Origin of the sequence: Kribbella flavida DSM 17836 (genome assembly GCF_000024345.1) — a bacterium.
In the GTDB taxonomy this organism is placed as follows: domain Bacteria; phylum Actinomycetota; class Actinomycetes; order Propionibacteriales; family Kribbellaceae; genus Kribbella; species Kribbella flavida.
The window spans coordinates 4,699,858-4,716,742 of record NC_013729.1 but is presented as its reverse complement, the minus strand read 5'-3'; the positions used below and the strand labels follow the sequence as shown (position 1 = coordinate 4,716,742).

General features: G+C 71.5%; 16 protein-coding genes. 14 read left to right on the top strand and 2 right to left on the bottom strand.

The features are described 5' to 3' along the window. Nucleotides 1-59 precede the first annotated feature (59 nt). The gene (locus KFLA_RS21725; RefSeq protein WP_012921965.1) at nt 60-419 is read left to right on the top strand and encodes a MerR family transcriptional regulator; all 360 of its coding nucleotides are present in this window, start codon (nt 60-62) and stop codon (nt 417-419) included. A gap of 152 nt (nt 420-571) precedes the next feature. Then, nucleotides 572-2,038 (top strand): replication-associated recombination protein A, encoded by a 1,467-nt coding sequence (locus tag KFLA_RS21720; RefSeq protein ID WP_012921964.1) that lies wholly within the window; start codon nt 572-574, stop codon nt 2,036-2,038. Between the two features lie 28 nt (nt 2,039-2,066). Here the strand turns inward: KFLA_RS21720 and KFLA_RS21715 are convergent, their stop codons facing one another. Next, nucleotides 2,067-2,507: a SitI3 family protein gene (locus tag KFLA_RS21715; protein WP_012921963.1), complete on the bottom strand. Its 441-nt coding sequence runs from the start codon at nt 2,505-2,507 to the stop codon at nt 2,067-2,069. Between the two features lie 142 nt (nt 2,508-2,649). Between KFLA_RS21715 and KFLA_RS21710 the strand changes: the two genes are divergently transcribed. From KFLA_RS21710 to KFLA_RS21670, 9 genes are all read left to right on the top strand, one after another. Continuing rightward, on the top strand, nt 2,650-3,069 hold the full coding sequence (locus KFLA_RS21710; RefSeq protein WP_012921962.1) for a DUF948 domain-containing protein: 420 nt from the start codon (nt 2,650-2,652) through the stop codon (nt 3,067-3,069). After that, nucleotides 3,066-3,308 (top strand): DUF6167 family protein, encoded by a 243-nt coding sequence (locus tag KFLA_RS21705; RefSeq protein ID WP_012921961.1) that lies wholly within the window; start codon nt 3,066-3,068, stop codon nt 3,306-3,308. The genes KFLA_RS21710 and KFLA_RS21705 overlap by 4 nt, the downstream gene beginning before the upstream one ends. Before the next feature lie 5 nt (nt 3,309-3,313). Beyond that, a complete protein-coding gene (gene alaS / locus KFLA_RS21700) occupies nt 3,314-5,983 on the top strand; it encodes an alanine--tRNA ligase (RefSeq protein ID WP_012921960.1) in 2,670 nt (889 codons plus the stop codon). Nucleotides 5,984-6,086: 103 nt separating this feature from the next. Continuing rightward, nucleotides 6,087-6,545, top strand: coding sequence for a Holliday junction resolvase RuvX (gene ruvX / locus KFLA_RS21695; RefSeq protein WP_012921959.1), 459 nt, complete (start codon nt 6,087-6,089; stop codon nt 6,543-6,545). 22 nt (nt 6,546-6,567) lie between these two features. Then, nucleotides 6,568-7,767, top strand: coding sequence for an endolytic transglycosylase MltG (gene mltG / locus KFLA_RS21690; RefSeq protein ID WP_012921958.1), 1,200 nt, complete (start codon nt 6,568-6,570; stop codon nt 7,765-7,767). A gap of 13 nt (nt 7,768-7,780) precedes the next feature. Continuing rightward, nucleotides 7,781-8,605 (top strand): shikimate dehydrogenase, encoded by an 825-nt coding sequence (locus KFLA_RS21685; protein ID WP_012921957.1) that lies wholly within the window; start codon nt 7,781-7,783, stop codon nt 8,603-8,605. Next, nucleotides 8,592-10,130 (top strand): FAD-binding oxidoreductase, encoded by a 1,539-nt coding sequence (locus KFLA_RS21680; RefSeq protein WP_012921956.1) that lies wholly within the window; start codon nt 8,592-8,594, stop codon nt 10,128-10,130. Before KFLA_RS21685 ends, KFLA_RS21680 begins: the two co-directional genes overlap by 14 nt. Nucleotides 10,131-10,266: 136 nt before the next feature. Further along, entirely contained in the window at nt 10,267-10,974 is a 708-nt protein-coding gene (locus KFLA_RS21675) for a prepilin peptidase (RefSeq protein ID WP_012921955.1), read from the top strand. Between the two features lie 111 nt (nt 10,975-11,085). Then, on the top strand, nt 11,086-12,702 hold the full coding sequence (locus KFLA_RS21670) for an FAD-binding oxidoreductase (RefSeq protein WP_012921954.1): 1,617 nt from the start codon (nt 11,086-11,088) through the stop codon (nt 12,700-12,702). 101 nt (nt 12,703-12,803) lie between these two features. Here the strand turns inward: KFLA_RS21670 and KFLA_RS21665 are convergent, their stop codons facing one another. Next, on the bottom strand, nt 12,804-13,919 hold the full coding sequence (locus KFLA_RS21665) for an ADP-ribosylglycohydrolase family protein (protein ID WP_012921953.1): 1,116 nt from the start codon (nt 13,917-13,919) through the stop codon (nt 12,804-12,806). Nucleotides 13,920-14,041: 122 nt separating this feature from the next. Here KFLA_RS21665 and aroC point away from each other — a divergent pair, with 122 nt between their 5' ends. From aroC to aroB, 3 genes are read left to right on the top strand one after another with little or no spacing between them, the layout of a single operon-like run. Next, nucleotides 14,042-15,247: a chorismate synthase gene (gene aroC / locus KFLA_RS21660; protein ID WP_012921952.1), complete on the top strand. Its 1,206-nt coding sequence runs from the start codon at nt 14,042-14,044 to the stop codon at nt 15,245-15,247. After that, the gene (locus tag KFLA_RS21655; RefSeq protein ID WP_012921951.1) at nt 15,244-15,747 is read left to right on the top strand and encodes a shikimate kinase; all 504 of its coding nucleotides are present in this window, start codon (nt 15,244-15,246) and stop codon (nt 15,745-15,747) included. The genes aroC and KFLA_RS21655 overlap by 4 nt, the downstream gene beginning before the upstream one ends. Continuing rightward, a complete protein-coding gene (gene aroB, locus KFLA_RS21650; protein WP_012921950.1) occupies nt 15,744-16,838 on the top strand; it encodes a 3-dehydroquinate synthase in 1,095 nt (364 codons plus the stop codon). The genes KFLA_RS21655 and aroB overlap by 4 nt, the downstream gene beginning before the upstream one ends. The last annotated feature ends 47 nt before the right edge of the window (nt 16,839-16,885 follow it).

Sequence of the window (16,885 nt, the reverse complement as noted above, 5' to 3'; positions counted from 1 at the left end):
CCGGCACGCTAAACTCTCACGTCGACGTGAGGGTCAAGCCGAACAGCGAAGGAACCGGGATGAAGATCGGCGAGCTGGCGGACCGGACCGGCGTCAGCGTGCGGGCGCTGCGGTACTACGAGGAGAAGGGCGTCCTGCGGCCGGACCGGACCGCCGCCGGGTACCGGATCTTCACCGACGCGGACGTCCGCACGGTCTCGCACATCCAGCGACTGCTCGCGGCGGGCCTCGGTATGGACCTCATCGGCCAGATCCTGGCCTGCCTGTCCGGCGACACCCTGTTGCTGGACGCCTGCCGCGAACGTCTCGAAGCAGAGCGCCGCCGGATCACCGGCGACATCGACCAACTCGTGCACACCCGCTCGCTGCTGGACGACTTGCTCGCCACCACGCGCGCACCGGCTCGACGTTCGGCCTAGGGCGTGAGGCTGCGAGAGCTTCGGGCAGGGTGCAGATGCCGTCGCCAGGCAGGCGCAGCTTCACGAGACGCGGCGACGGTTGAACGGGCTCACGCCGGTTGATCGAGCGTGCTCGCGGCAGCCACCTGACCCGGGTTGGTTAGGCTCGTCCAGTGACCGAAGGCTTGTTCGATCTTCCCGGTGCTCCCGCTCCTGCTCGTGGTGGCGGGAGTCTGGCGGACGCCGACCACACCTCCGCGCCGTTGGCGGTGCGGATGCGGCCGCGGAGTCTCGACGAGTTGGTCGGACAGCAGCACCTGCTGGCGCCGGGGTCGCCGTTGCGGCGGCTGGTCGAGGGGGACCAGCCGATGTCGCTGCTGCTCTGGGGGCCGCCGGGCACGGGCAAGACGACGATCGCGGCCGTGGTGTCGCACCAGACGAACCGCAAGTTCGTCGAGCTGTCCGCGGTGACGGCCGGAGTGAAGGACGTCCGGCAGGTGATCGACGCGGCTCGGCGCGAGCTGTCCCGGCCCGGTGGTTCGGTGGAGACGGTGCTGTTCATCGACGAGGTGCACCGGTTCACGAAGGCGCAGCAGGACGCGTTGCTGCCGGGGGTGGAGAACCGCTGGGTGACGCTGGTCGCCGCCACCACCGAAAATCCGTTCTTCTCGGTGATCTCCCCGCTGCTGTCCCGGTCGCTGCTGCTGACGCTGGAGTCGCTGACCGACGACGACATCGCCGTACTGCTGGATCGCGCACTCGCCGATGAGCGGGGTCTGAACGGCGAGTACGCGGTGGCGCCGGACGCCAGGGACCACCTGCTGCGGATGGCCGGCGGTGACGCGCGCCGGGCGCTGACCTACCTCGAAGCCGCGGCCGGCGGCGCGAAGGCCAAAGCAGCACCCAAAGACAAGGCGCCCCAGGACCGGGCACCCAAAGACAAAGCACCCAAAGACAAAGCACCCGAGGACGAGGACGCTGCTGAGGAGCCGGGGCACGAGCCGATCCTGATCGACCTCAAGACGCTGGAGACAGCCGTCGACCGCGCAGCCGTGCGGTACGACCGGGCCGGCGACCAGCACTACGACGTCGCCTCCGCGCTGATCAAGTCGATCCGGGGCTCCGACGTCGACGCCGCCATGCACTACCTGGCCCGGATGGTCGAAGCCGGCGAGGACCCGCGCTTCATCGCCCGCCGACTGGTGATCTCCGCGAGTGAGGACATCGGCATGGGCGACCCGACCGCGCTGGGTGTCGCGGTCGCCGCGGCCGACGCGGTGCAGCTGATCGGCATGCCCGAGGCCCGGATCAACCTGGCCCAGGCCGTCGTCGCGCTCGCGCTGGCGCCGAAGTCGAACGCCGTGATCACCGCGATCGACGCCGCCATCGCCGACGTGAAGGCCGGCAAGGTGGGCCCGGTGCCGCCGCACCTGCGCGACGCCCACTACGCCGGCGCGAAGAAGATCGGCCACGGTGCGACGTACCAGTACTCGCACAACGACCCGCGCGGCGTGGTCCCGCAGCAGTACGCGCCCGACGTCGTCGACCGCACCGACTACTACCGTCCGACCCGGCGCGGAGGCGAGGCCGCGTACGCCGACCGGGTCGACGCCATCCGCAAGATCCTGCGCGACCGCTGACGCGCCTGCGCCGTCGGCTGGCTGCGGCCTAGTCCGGGTAGGGCATCGGCCGCCGCTGCGGTACGACGGGCAGCAGGCTCAACCGGTGCGCCGACCACAGGGAGCCACCGGAGTGGGCGATCCAGGAGTCTCCGCGGCGCAGCAACCAGCAGATCTCGTGGTCCTGCTGCAGCACCGCGTCTCCTGGATCGGCGGCCAGGATCGCCACGGTCAACCGGACCACCTCGTCGTACTGCGGGTCCGGGTCGGCGAACTTGTCCAGCCGGAAGCCCACCTGCACCGTGGGCGTTTCGACCACCCGATCGGACCACGTCCGGTCCATCACGGTGACCCGCAGCCCGGTCGGGCTCCGGTACGCGGTGACCCGTTCGGCGTCCCAGTCAACCTCGGGCGCCGACGCCGCGACGACCCGCCGGACGCCGGCGGCGCCGCCGGCGCTCGCCAGGAACAGGCTGTACTCGATCGCCACCCCGGCAGGGTAGAGCCCGCCCGGTCCAGGAGTTGGTGAGTGACTGTGATCTGGGGGATGGTGTCCTGGAGCGTGGTGCGCTGGTACCGCGCGATAAGGTCGGGCGGTCCACGTGGTCGCAACGGAAGGTGGATCGTTTTCCATGAGCGTCGGTGAAGTCGCGGGGCTGATAGCAGCTTGCGCACTGCTCATCCTGGTGGGCCTGCTGGCCTATCCGATCCTGAAGCTGGGCAAGGTGCTCGACGAGACCCGGATCATGGTGAAGGGCGTCTCCGACTCCAGCGTGCCGTTGCTCGGCGAGGTCACCGAGACCGTCGCGACGACGAACGCGCAGCTGGCCAAGGTCGACACCATCACCGACAACGCCACCACGGTGACCACCAACGCCGCCGCGCTGGCGTCGCTGTTCGCGGCGACCGCCGGTGGCCCGCTGGTCAAGGCGGCCGCGTTCACGTACGGCGTCCGCAAGGCCCTCGGCGACAGCCAGCGCCGCGACGTGTCGCGCCGGGTGAAGGACGAGATGAAGGCCGAGCGCAAGGCCGGCCGGCGGGGTGACCTGTGATCAAGCGGATCCTGTGGTTCGTGATCGGCACGCTCGCCGGGGTCTACGCGGTGACCCGGCTGAAGAAGCGGGCCCAGCAGCTGGCCCCGGAGAGCCTGCAGGCCTCGGCCGACAAGGTGGCCGCCGCGATCCGGCACTTCGGCGACGAGGTCCGGGCCGGGATGGCCGAACGGGAGACCGAGCTGCGTGACGCGCTCGGTATCGACACAGCATCAGACGATCGTGAGGACTACCGGTAACACCCATGGAAACCAGTGAGATCAGGCGGCGGTTCCTGCAGTACTTCGAGGACCGCGGTCACACGGTGGTCCCGAGCGCACCGCTGCCGTCGCCGGACCCGAACCTGCTGTTCAACGTGGCCGGCATGGCCCAGTTCGTCCCGTACTTCGTCGGCCAGCAGACCCCGCCGTACCCGCGCGCGACCAGCGTGCAGAAGTGTGTCCGGACCCTCGACATCGAGGAGGTCGGCAAGACCACCCGGCACGGCACGTTCTTCCAGATGAACGGCAACTTCTCGTTCGGCGACTACTTCAAGGACCAGGCGATCGAGTACGCCTGGGACCTGGTCACCAAGCCGCAGAGCGAGGGCGGCTACGGCTTCGACGAGTCGGTGCTCTACGCCTCGGTGTACTACGAGGACGACGAGGCGATCGACATCTGGAAGCGGGTCGCCGGGCTGCCCGACGACCGGATCGTCCGGCTGGGCATGAAGGACAACTTCTGGTCGATGGGCGTGCCCGGCCCGTGCGGCCCGTGCTCGGAGATCCTGATCGACCGCGGCCCGGAGTTCGGCGCCGACCGGGACTGGGAGGCGGGCGACCGCTACCTGGAGTTCTGGAACCTGGTCTTCATGCAGAACGTGCGGGGCGAGGGCGGCGGCAAGGAGGGTTACCCGATCCTCGGCGAGCTGCCGAACAAGAACATCGACACCGGCCTCGGCCTGGAGCGGGTCGCGTACCTGCTGCAGGGCGTCGACAACATGTACGAGATCGACGAGATCTTCCCGGTGATCGAGCGCGCCGCCGAGCTGAGCGGCCGCAAGTACGGCGTGGACCACGTCGACGACGTCCGGTTCCGGGTGGTCGCGGACCACGTCCGCAGCGCGCTGATGCTGATCGGCGACGGCGTCACCCCGGGCAACGAGCAGGGCGGCTACGTGCTGCGCCGGCTGCTGCGCCGCGCGGTCCGCTCGATGCGCCTGCTCGGCTACGAGGACCCCAGCCTGGTGGAGCTGCTGCCGACCAGCCTGGAGCAGATGAAGAAGTCCTACCCCGAGCTGGAGACCGACTTCGGCCGGATCAGCCAGATCGCGTACGCCGAGGAGGACGCGTTCCGGCGGACCCTCACGGCCGGTACGAGCATCTTCGACGTCGCGGTGAAGAACGTGAAGGCCGAGGGCGGGGCGCGGCTGGCCGGCGCGCAGGCGTTCCAGCTGCACGACACCTACGGCTTCCCGATCGACCTGACCGTCGAGATGGCCGCCGAGCAGGGCCTGCAGGTGGACACCGAGGGCTTCCGGTCGCTGATGACCGAGCAGCGCGAGCGGGCGAAGGCCGACGCGCGGGCCAAGAAGCTCGGCCACGCCGACACCTCCGGGTACCGCGAGCTGCGGGAGAAGGGCATCACCGAGTTCACCGGCTACACCGAGCTCGCCACCGACTCCCAGATCCGCGGCGTCCTGCGCGAAGGCGCGGTCGCCCAGGCGGCCGAGCCGGGCGAGACCGTCGAGGTCGTGCTGGAGAAGACCCCGTTCTACGCCGAGTCCGGTGGCCAGATCGCCGACGAGGGCCTGATCGTGGCCGACGGCGTCAAGCTGCAGGTGCTCGACGTGCAGCGGCCGGTCAAGGGCCTGATCGTGCACAAGGTGAAGGTGCTCGAGGGTGTCGTCCAGCCCGGGCTGGACGTGCACGCGCAGGTCGACCACGAGTGGCGGGTCGAGGCCTGTCAGGCGCACTCCGGCACCCACGTCGTGCACGCGGCGCTGCGCCAGGTGCTCGGCCCGACGGCGCTGCAGAGCGGTTCGTACAACAAGCCCGGCTACCTGCGGCTCGACTTCGCCTGGTCGTCGGCGCTGGACCAGGCGACCCGCAGCGAGATCGAGGAGGTCGCGAACCTCGCCGTTCGCCAGGACCTGCCGGTCTCCGCGCAGTACATGACGCTGCCCGAGGCCCGGGAGTGGGGTGCGCTGGCGCTGTTCGGCGAGACCTACGACGAGCAGGTCCGGGTGGTCGAGATCGGCGGCCCGTGGTCGCGCGAGCTCTGCGGTGGCACCCACGTCAAGCACTCCTCGCAGGTCGGCGCGCTGACCGTGACGAGCGAGTCCTCGGTCGGTGCCGGGGTCCGGCGGCTCGAGGCCTTCGTCGGCCTGGAGGCGCTGCGCTTCCTGGGCCGTGAGCGGTCGCTGGTGCGGCTGCTCAGCGAGAACCTGAAGACCCGGCCGGAGGAGCTGCCGGCCAAGGTCGCGGACCTGGCCGAGCGGCTGCGGGCGGCCGAGAAGGAGCTGGAGAAGGTCCGCGCGAGCCAGGTGATGGCCGCGGCCGGCGAGCTGGCGGCGAGCCCGAAGGACGTCTTCGGTGTCGCGTACGTCGGGCACCGGGCGCCGGACGGCGTGAACGGCGGCGACCTGCGCAAGCTGGCGCTGGACGTCCGGGGCCGGATGCCGGCCGACAAGCCGGCCGTGGTCGCGCTGGTCGGCGTGAACGACGGCAAGCCGGCCGTCGTGGTGGCGCTGAACGACACCGCCCGCGAGTGGCGGCTGAAGGCCGGAGATCTGGTCCGGGTCGCGGCCGAGCAGCTCGGCGGCCGGGGCGGCGGCAAGGACGACGTGGCCCAGGGCGGCGGCACGGACCCGGCCGGCGCGGACAAGGCGCTGTCGGCGGTCGAGCACGCCGTCGGCCAGCTCGTCACGGGCTGACCAGCGTGCGCGGGTCGGCGTGGCCCCCTGCTGAGGCAGAATCCAGGCCGGTCGCCGGGACTTTCCCGGCGGCCGGGCCTCGAGCCGGCCGTGAGGGGATCTGATGCGCCGAGGGGTACGGGTCGCGCTGGACATCGGCGACGCCCGGATCGGGGTCGCCAGCAGTGACCCGCACGGGATCCTGGCCACGCCGGTGGAAACCGTGCGCAGGGGTCCCGGTGACCTTGACCGGATCGTTACGCTCGTAGCCGATCTCGAAGCGTTCGAGATCGTCGTCGGCCTGCCTCGTTCGTTGAACGGGGGAGAAGGACCGGCGGCGGTCAAGATCCGCGCGACCGCCGAGCAGGTCCGGCAGTTGGTGGCGGCCCGGCAGGTGGACACGGAGGTGAGACTGGTGGATGAGCGGTTCACCACGGTCACCGCCGAGCGGATGCTGCGGGAGCGCGGGAAGAAGGGCTCCAAGCGGCGGGCCGTGGTCGACCAGGCCGCGGCGGTCGTGATTCTGCAACACGCGCTCGACTTCGAGCGGGAGACCGGCAACCCACCCGGGAGGCCCCTGTGAACGGAGCAGCGGTGGTCGAACGATGAGCAGGACCTCAGTGCACGGCGACGACGTCGACGGCGGCGACGACCTCGACGTCGACCTCGGGCTGCGCCCGGAGAGCCGGGTGGAGCGGCGCGCGAACCGGCGCAAGCAGCGGGCCCGCCGCAGCTTCGGCTGCTTCGCCGGCCTGGTGTCGCTGGCCGTGGTGGGCGCGCTGATCGGCGGGCTGGTGTTCGGTTTCGGCAAGGGCCGGGACTACCTGGAGCAGGTGTTCGCCGCGCCCGACTACGACGGCGAGGGCACCGGCTCGGTGATGGTCGAGGTGACCCGCGGCCAGAGCGCCCAGGCGATCGCCGACACGCTGGAGAAGAAGGACGTGGTGAAGAGCGCCCGCGCCTTCGAGCGGGCCGCCCGCGAGGAGCCGCGCAGCGTCCAGCTCCAGGCCGCGACGTACACGTTGCGCAAGAAGATGTCGGCCAAGGCCGCGCTCGCGCTGATGCTCGACCCGGCCAAGTCGATCAAGGTCACCCGTTTCGGCGTGGTTTCCGGCTCGACCAAGGACGTGGTGGCGCAGAAGCTGCAGGAGAACAAGGTCATCAAGCTGCCGCCGGGGTCGGTGGCCGCCGCGCTGGCCAAGCCGGAGACGCTCGGACTGCCGTCGTACGCGAAGAACAATCCCGAGGGCTTTCTCTACCCCGGCACGTACGACGTGCCGAAGAACGCGACGGCGTACTCGATCCTGCGGCTGATGACCGGGCAGTTCGCCAAGACGCAGGCCGAGCTGAAGCTGCCGCAGGTGGCGCAGCGCAAGAAGCTCGACCCGTACCAGGCGGTGATCGTGGCCAGCATCATCGCGGCCGAGACCAACCGGGCCGAGGACTACCCGAAGGTCGCCCGGGTGATCTACAACCGGCTGCAGCGCGGCATGCGGCTGCAGATGGACTCGACGGTGCACTACGTGGCCGGCAAGAGCGGCGGCGTCTTCACCACCGACGAGGAGCGCGCGCTCGACTCGCCGTACAACACCTACAAGAACCGGGGGCTGCCGCCGACGCCGATCAACTCGCCCGGCAAGGACACCCTGCGCGCGGCGCTGCACGCGACGCCCGGCCCGTGGCTGTACTTCACCCTGGTCAACCTGGACACCGGCGAGACTGCCTTCGCCGCCACCGACCAGGAGCACCTGGCCAACGTGAAGAAACTGCAGGCCTGGTGCCAGGCCCACAAGGGCCGATGCTGACGGTGGAGACCCGATGACCCGGTGTGCTGTGCTGGGCAGTCCGATCGCCCACTCGCTGTCGCCCGCGATGCACCGCGCGGCGTACGCCGAGCTCGGGCTTGACTGGCGGTACGACGCGTTCGAGGTCGGCGAGCACGAGCTGCGCGGGTTCCTCGCGACGCTCGGTGACGACGTACGCGGCCTGTCGCTGACGATGCCGCTGAAGCGGGTCGCGCTGGAGCTGGTGGACACTGTCGACCCGGTGGCCGAGCTGATCGGCGCCGCGAACACGATGCTGTTCGAGCCCGACGGGTCCCGCTCGGCGCACAACACCGACGTACCGGGGCTGATCGCGGCGTTCGCGGAGCGCGGCATCACCGGCGCCGACACGGCCGTCGTGCTCGGCGGCGGCGCGACCGCGGCGTCCACCCTGGCGGCCCTGCGCGGGCTCAAGGTGAGCGAGGTGACGCTCGTCGTGCGCGACCTCGCCAAGGCGGAGCGGCTGCGGGACCTGGCGGCCGCGCTGGAGCTGAAAACCTCGGTCGCGGACTTCGGCCAGGTCGAGCAGATCGGCGGCTTCGACCTGTGCGTCTCGACGCTGCCCGGGGGAGCGGTCGACCGGTGGGCCGAGCACTTCGCCGCCGTCGCGCCGGTGGTCTTCGACGTCGCCTACCACCCCTGGCCGACCCAGCTCGCGCTCGTGGCGCACCGGATCGGGACAGAGCTGCTGAACGGACTTGACCTGCTCGTGCATCAAGCCACCCTCCAGGTGGAGATGATGACGGGGAGGTCGCCGGCTCCGCTGGCGGCCATGAGAGCCGCCGCGCGGGAGGAGCTCGACGATCGTGAACCGTTTTGACCGCCGTGAAGTCCTGAAGGCCGGGGGTCTGCTGGCCGCCGCCACCCTGACCAGCTGCTCGGACACCAAACCTGCGAGCGCCGGACCGAGCGAAGCCGCCTCCACCGGTCCGAGCGAAGCGGCCTCCACCAAGCCCAGCGAAGTAGCCTCCACGGGGCCAGGTGAGGCGGCCACCGCCGCCCCCGACTGGACCGGGCTCGCACGTCGCCTCGACGGCCGGCTCTACCGCCCGGGCCAGACCGGCTACGCCGGGGCGCACCAGCTGTTCAACCCCCGCTGGGACTCCGTGCAACCGGCCGGCGTGGTCCGGGCAGGCAGCGTCGACGACGTCCGCGAGGCGATTCTGTTCGCCCGCACGAACAAGCTGGCCTGCGTGCCGAAGGGCGGCGGCCACTCGTACGTCGGCGCATCCACGGTGCGTAACGGCCTGATGGTCGACGTCGGCGCGCTCAAGAGCCTGGCCTACGTGAGCACCGCGATCCAGATCGGCGCCGGCGCCCGGCTGTACGACGTGCACGCCTACCTCGACAAGTTCGGCCGCTCGCTGCCCACCGGCACCTGTCCCACGGTCGGCATCGCCGGTCTCGCGCTCGGCGGTGGACTGGGCATCCACACCCGCACCTACGGCCTGACCAGCGACCGGGTGATCTCGCTGCAGGTGGTGACCGCCGACGGCGTCGTCCGGACCGCGAGCGCGACGCAGAACGCCGACCTGTACTGGGCGCTGCGCGGTGGCGGCGGCGGCAACCTCGGCATCGTCACGTCGTTCCGGCTGGCCACGATCCCGGGCGGCAAGCTCGGCTTCTTCCGGCTGAGCTGGCCGGAGGCGAAGGCGGCCGCCGTCCTGCGCGGCTGGCAGCGCTTCGCCCGGGAGGCCCCGGCCACCACCTGGGGAAATCTGCACGTCAGTGCCGACGACAACGGCACCGTCTCGGTCCACGTCATCGGCATCTCGACCACCGGGTCGGCGACGTCCGCGGCCGCTGAGCTGGAGTCGTTCGTCGGGGCCAAGGGCTCGGCCCGGACGATCACCGTGAAGACGCACATGGAAGCGGTGCGGTACCTGGGCGGTGGCACGACGAGCCCGCGCTCCGGCTGGCTGGCCGGGTCGGACGTGCTGCGCGGCCCGATGGACGCCGGCGCGATCGACGGGCTGCTCGGTGTCGTGAAGGCCGCGGCCAGGGCGAAGCTGGTCGCCACGGCGATCCTCGATCCGCTCGGCGGTCAGGCGGCGAACCAGCCGGCCGGTGGTTCGGCGTGGCCGTGGCGGTCCGCGCTCGGTGTCATCCAGTGGTACGCCGAGCTGCCCGGCCAGCCGTCGACGGCGCAGCTCCGCGCGGCCCAGGGGTTCGTCAGCGACGGCCATCGAGCGGTCGCCAGGTTCTCCGCCGGCGGCTACGTCAACTACCTCGAGGCCGGCCGCGCGGTGAGCTCGTACTACGGGTCCAGCCTGCCCCGGCTGCGCACGGTCAAGCAGAAGTACGACCCGACCGGCTTCTTCCGCACCGCCTACACCTTGGGCTGAGCTGCTCGCCCGGCGGTCGGGCCGGCGGTCGCGCGGCTGGGCTCTCGGCGGCGCGTCGGTGGTTGCCTGACGCGCCGATCCGGTTGTCCACAGGGTCGGCTCGCGGCGGGCCGCGGATCGTCTAGGCTGCGGGATCGTGCCTGGTCTGGAGCCCGTGATCACCGGAGTCGCCGCGGCGATCGTCTGCGCGCCGGCGGCGTACGTGTTCGGGCCCTGGCTGCTGCGCAGGATTCCCGAGCCGATCCTCGACGAGGACCAGACCAAGCTCCGGTACGCCGACCTGGCGACGCCGCGCGCCGCGGCCTGGTGCGCGCTGCTCGCCGGAGTGTGCGGCGGGCTGATCGGCTGGCAGCTCGGGCTCTCGGCCGGTCTCGCCGCCTGGCTGGTGCTCACCGTCTCCGGCGCGGTGCTCGGCTACATCGACGCCCGCACCCGGTACCTGCCGTCGGCGATCATCTGGCCGACGTACGGGGCGGTCGCCGCGGCGCTGGTGGTCGGCGCGGCGGTGTCGGGGCAGTGGGGCTCGCTGCGGCGGGCCGCGATCGCCGGGGTGATCGGGTTCGGGGTGTTCTACCTGCTGTGGTTCGTGTTTCCGCGCGGAGTCGGTTTCGGGGACGTCCGGTTGTCGGGCCTGCTCGGGATGGCGCTGGGCTGGCTCGGCTGGGGCGAGTTGATCACCGGCCTGTACGGCGGGTTCTTCCTCGGCGCGGTGCTCGGCGTCGTGCTGACGCTGGCGAAGGTGTTCAAGCGCCGGGAGATGTTCCCGTTCGGGCCGTTCATGCTGGTCGGCGCGGTGGCCGGCGTGCTGTTCGGCGAACCACTGGAACGCCTGTACCTGGGTTAGTCCGGTCGGGGTCGGCCGAAGGTGGACCTGCGGGATCAGTCGCGCGGGTGACGCGCGCGACGGGAGTCGCTGACTAGCGTCGGCAGTGGTCAACCTCGTGGGGAGAAAACCATGCCGAACCTGAGTCGCCGCCACCTGCTCGCCGCCACCGCCGGAGCCGCCGTCGCGCTGCCCGGAGCCACCTCGCTCACCGCGGCCGCCGCACCGCCCACCACCGCTACCGCCGGCCGTCGTCCGGCCGGGACCAAGGTCCTGCCCGACGACGCGCGCTACCAGGATCTCGTGCAGCGCGGGATCAACCGGCGCTTCGTCGCCGAGCCCGACTACGCCAGGGTGGTGCACTCCACCCAGGACGCCGTCGACGCCGTCCAGGAGGCGGTCCGGGCGAACAAGCGGATCGCCGTCCGCGGTGGCGGTCACTGCTTCGAGGACTTCGTCGACCACAGCGACGTCGAGGTGCTGATCGACCTGTCGCAGTACGACGAGGTCAGCTTCGACGAACGCCTCCGCGCCTTCTCGATCGGCGCCGGGGCGACGCTGGAAACCGTCTACAAGGCGTTGTTCTACGGCTGGGGCGTGACCGTGCCCGGCGGCGGCTGCCTCGGTGTCGGCGTCGGCGGCCACTTCAGCGGTGGCGGCTACGGCCCGCTCTCGCGCCGGTACGGCTCGGTCGTCGACCACCTGTACGGCGTGGAGGTCGTCGTGGTCGGCGCGGACCGCCGGGCCCGGGCGGTCGTCGCGACCAGGGACAACCAGTACCGCGACCTGTGGTGGGCGCACACCGGCGGCGGGGGCGGCAACTTCGGTGTGGTCACCCGCTACCTGATGCGCACCGCCGGCGCGCGTGGTTCGGACCCGGCCAAGTTGTTGCCCAAGGCGCCTTCATCGTTGCTGTCCAGCATCACCGTGTACGACTGGAAGACCGTCACCAAGGCCGGCTTCCTGCGCACGCTGCGCAACTTCTTCGACTTCTACGAGCGCAACAACGCGCCGGACTCGCCGTACGCGACGCTGTACAGCCCGCTGATCCTGACGCACGTGTCCAGCGGCAGCTTCCTGCTCTCGACCCAGATCGACGCCGGCGTACCGGACGCGGCGAAGCTGCTGGCCGCGTTCAACGCCGCGATGGTCGAGGGGGTCACGCCGGCGCCGCAGGTGATCGAAGCCGGCGAAGGGCCGTTCCTGCGGACCACGATCCAGCGGTCGATCGCCGAGACGACCGATCCCGGGCGGGAGAAGTACAAGGCGGGCTACCTGCGCAAGGGCTACACCGACGCGCAGCTGGAGACGATCTACCGGCACCTCAGCGACCCGTCGTACACCGGAGCGACGGCGGCCACGCTTTTGCTCGTGCCGTACGGCGGCCAGGTGAACACCGTGCCGTCCGGCGCCACCGCGACGGCTCAGCGTGACGTGATCGCCAAGATGGTGACGGCCGTCGGCTGGACGGATCCGGCCGAGGACGCCAAGCACATCGGCTGGCTGCGCACGGTCTACCGCGACATCTACCGCGACACCGGTGGGGTGCCGGTGCCGAACGAGATCAACGCCGGCTCGTACATCAACTACCCGGACCGCGACCTCGCCGACCCCGAGCAGAACACGTCCGGGGTGCCCTGGCACACGCTGTACTACCTCGGCAACTATCCGCGGCTGCAGCGGATCAAGAAGCGCTGGGACCCGGGCAACGTCTTCCGGCACCGGCTTTCCATCGAGCCCGCCGAATGAGAAGCTGACCGGGCTCGCCGGCCGCGAGGTTCCGCGCGAGCCGGCCGGGGCGCCGGGCCTGATCCTCGGGGGACTGGCCGGCCGCCCCGGCCCAGCCCGGATCACCAGCCGGGGTAGCGGGTTCGCCAGGCGGTCTCCGGGCCGTGGTCGCCGTGCAGGCGCCGGCCGTGCACGAACTCCAGCACGAAGTCGTCGGCCAGCTGCAGGATGACGCCCCGGCCCTCGACGGCAAAGACCAGTTCGGCGGGCAGCGCGGTCTCACCGTGCAGCGCGCCGAGCAGGTTGCCGCAGATCGCGCCGGTGGAGTCGCTGTCCCCGGAATGCGTCACCGCCAGCGCGAGCGCGTCCAGGAACTGCTCCGGCTCGGGACGCGCGAGAGCGGCGTACACACCGATCGCGAGCGCCTCCTCGGCGATCCAGCCTCCGCCGAGCTGCTCCACCGTCGCCGGTCCCGGCTTGCCCGCCTTGGCGAGCTCGCGCGCGGCAGCGAGCGCCGTACTGGTCTCCTCGTGCGCCGGGTAGCGGCTGAGCAGGTCCTGGGTGGTGTCGAGCGCCGCGTCGAGGCCCGCGCCCTGGCAGATCTCGTAAATCAGCGCGGCCAGCGCACCGGACGCGAGCTTGCCGGTCGGATGGCCGTGCGTGTACCCGGCGGACTCGGCCGCCGCGTCGAACACCCACTGGGTGTGGTTCTCGTGCGGCAGCAGTCCGAACGGCGCAGCCCGCATCACTCCGCCACAGCCCTTCGAGTTGTTGACGGCCTGGGCTCCGAACTGCCTGATCTGGCGATCGCCCTTGCGGGCCTCGGTCAGCGCGGTGAGACAGGTGTTGCCGGGCGCGCGCCGCGCGTACAACCACTGCTCACCCTGGAGCCACCCGTCGCGCTGGCCGCTCGGACCCGGCAGCAGCTGGGTGTCCAGCCAGCGGTCGAACGCGTGCTGCGTGACGGCGACCGTCAGCCCGAGTCCGCGATCGGTCCGGACCCCGGCCCGGATCAGCCCCTCCACCGCGAACAGCGTCATCTGCGTGTCGTCGGTCACCGTGCCCGGCGGCCAGTCGTTGCCACCCGCAACGAACGTCCGTACGCCGTCCGGATGCTCCGCGACGATGTTCGCCGCGTCCCGGAACTCGATCGGCCCACCCAGCGCGTCACCGACCGCCCCACCCAGCAGGCAGCCCCGCACCCGCGCCCGGTACTGCTCCTCGACCCGCCGCTCCACCAGAAACCCTCCATCCGCTCGGCGCCCGACTGTAGCCGCCCGCACCCCGCGGGGCGCGCGGTCCAGGCGTCTGACGTGAGACTGACGTCCGGCGGTTCCGGGCCCCGTGGGAGAATCGCCGCATGCTGCGCTGGCTCACCGCCGGCGAGTCGCACGGACAAGCGCTCGTCGCCGTACTCGAAGGTCTTCCCGCAGGCGTCCAGGTCACCACGCACGACGTGGCCGACGCCCTCGCCCGTCGTCGGCTCGGCTACGGCCGAGGCGCCCGGATGAAGTTCGAGCGGGACGAGGTGACGTTCCTCGGTGGCTTCCGGCACGGGCTGTCGCTCGGCAGCCCGGTCGCCATCCAGGTCGGCAACACCGAGTGGCCGAAGTGGCAGCAGGTGATGTCCGCCGACCCGGTCGACCCCGCGGCGCTCGCCGAGTTGGCCCGCAACGCCCCGCTGACCCGGCCCCGGCCCGGTCACGCCGACCTGGCCGGCATGCAGAAGTACGGCTTCGACGAGGCCCGCCCGGTGCTCGAACGCGCCAGCGCCCGGGAGACCGCCGCCCGGGTCGCGCTCGGCGAGGTCGCTGCGCGCTTCCTCCGGCAGGCGCTCGGCGTGACGATCGTCAGCCACGTGGTCGAGCTCGGCACCGTCAAGGCGCCGTACGGTTCGCTGCCCGCGTACGCCGATCTGGCCGCGCTCGACGCGGACCCGGTGCGCTGCCTCGACGCGGACGCGAGCAAGGCGATGGTCGCCGAGATCGACGCCGCGCAGAAGGCCGGTGACACCCTCGGCGGCGTCGTCGAGGTGGTGGTCGACGGGCTGCCGCCGGGCCTGGGCAGCTACGTGCACTGGGACCGCCGGCTGGACAGCAAGCTGGCCGGTGCGCTGATGGGCATCCAGGCGATCAAGGGCGTCGAGCTCGGCGACGGCTTCGAGCTGGCCCGGACGCCGGGCTCGAAGGCGCACGACGAGATCGTCGCCGAGGACGGCACGGTACGGCGTACCAGCGGCCGCTCGGGCGGCACCGAGGGCGGCATGAGCACCGGGGAGACGCTGCGGGTGCGCGCCGCGATGAAGCCGATCGCGACGGTGCCGCGGGCGCTGCGCACGATCGACACCAGCACCGGCGAGGCGGCCTCGGCGCACCACCAGCGCTCCGACGTGTGCGCGGTTCCCGCGGCCGGCATCGTGGCGGAGGCGATGGTCGCGCTGGTGCTCGCCGACGTCGCGCTGGAGAAGTTCGGCGGCGACTCGGTGACCGAGACCGCGCGCAACCACCGCGCCTACCTGGCGAGCCTGCCGGAGACCATCCAGCCGCGCGAGTGGAGCGCGGAGTGAGCGGACCGGTGGTGGTGCTCGTCGGGCCGCCCGGGTCCGGCAAGTCGACCGTCGCGGCGCTGCTCGCGGCCAAGCTCGGCAAGCTGCACCGCGACACCGACACCGACGTCGAGACCACGGCGGGCAAGCCGATCTCCGACATCTTCGTCGACTCCGGCGAGCCGGCCTTTCGCGCGCTCGAGCGGGCCGCGATCGTCGCCGCGCTGCAGGACGGCGACGCGGTGCTCTCGGTCGGCGGCGGCGCGATCCTGGACGCCGACACCCGGTCCGACCTGTCCGGTCACACCGTCGTCTACCTGGACGTGTCGGTCGGTGAGGCGGCCAAGCGGGTCGGTCTCGGCGTCGCCCGGCCGCTGCTGCTCGGCAACGTCCGGACCCAGCTGAAGAACCTGATGGACGCCCGCCGCCCGCTGTACGCCGAGGTCGCCAAGCTGACCGTGACCACCGACGGCCGCACGCCGGAGGAGATCGCCGACGAGATCGCCGAGCAGCTCGGATGAGCACGCGCAGAATCACGGTCGCCGCCGCCGCGCCGTACGACGTGGTGATCGGTGACAACCTGCTCGGCGAGCTGCCGGGTCTGCTCGGGGAGGGTGTGCAGCGGGTCGCCGTCATCCACCCGCGCGCGCTGCGGGCCAGCGGCGACGCGATCCGCGACGACCTGGTCGGCAGCGGGTTCACCGCGCACGCGATCGAGATCCCGGACGCCGAGGAAGCCAAGTCCGCCGAGGTGCTCGCGTACTGCTGGTCGGTGCTCGGGCAGGCCGGTTTCACCCGGTCGGACGCGATCGTGTCGATCGGCGGCGGTACCACGACCGACCTGGCCGGGTTCGTGGCCGCGACCTGGTTGCGCGGGGTGAAGGTGGTGCACATCCCGACCACCCTGCTCGGCATGGTCGACGCGGCCGTCGGCGGCAAGACCGGCATCAACACGGCCGAGGGCAAGAACCTGGTCGGTGCGTTCTGGGAGCCGGCCGGCGTGCTGTGCGACCTGGCCGCGCTGGAGACGCTGCCGAGGAACGACTACGTCAGCGGCCTGGCCGAGGTGGTGAAGTGCGGCTTCATCGCCGACCCGGTGATTCTCGACCTGGTGGAGAAGGACCCGGCGGGCGCCGGCGAACCGGCGTACGAGCACACCGAGGAACTGATCGCCCGTGCGATCCAGGTCAAGGCCGACACCGTCGGCGCCGACCTGCGTGAGCGGACCACCGCGGCCGGCGGCGCGATCGGCCGGGAGGCGCTGAACTACGGTCACACGCTCGGCCACGCGATCGAGCGGGTCGAACGCTACAAGTGGCGGCACGGCGCCGCGATCAGCATCGGCATGGTTTTCGTCGCCGAGCTCGCCCGGGCCGCCGGCCGCCTGGACGACGCCACCGCCGATCGGCACCGGACGGTGCTGGAGTCGCTCGGCTTGCCGGTGAAGTACCGCGCGGACGCCTGGCCGCACCTGCAGGACGCGATGAAGCTGGACAAGAAGACGAGGGCCGATCGCCTGCGCTTCGTCATCCTGGATGCGCTGGCCAAGCCGACCGTTCTCGAGGCGCCGGACCCCAGCCTGCTCATCGCCGCCTACACCGAAGTCACCTGACCTCACCCCCGGGAGCCGCCGCGGGCGAGGTCAGGTGTGGCCGAGGG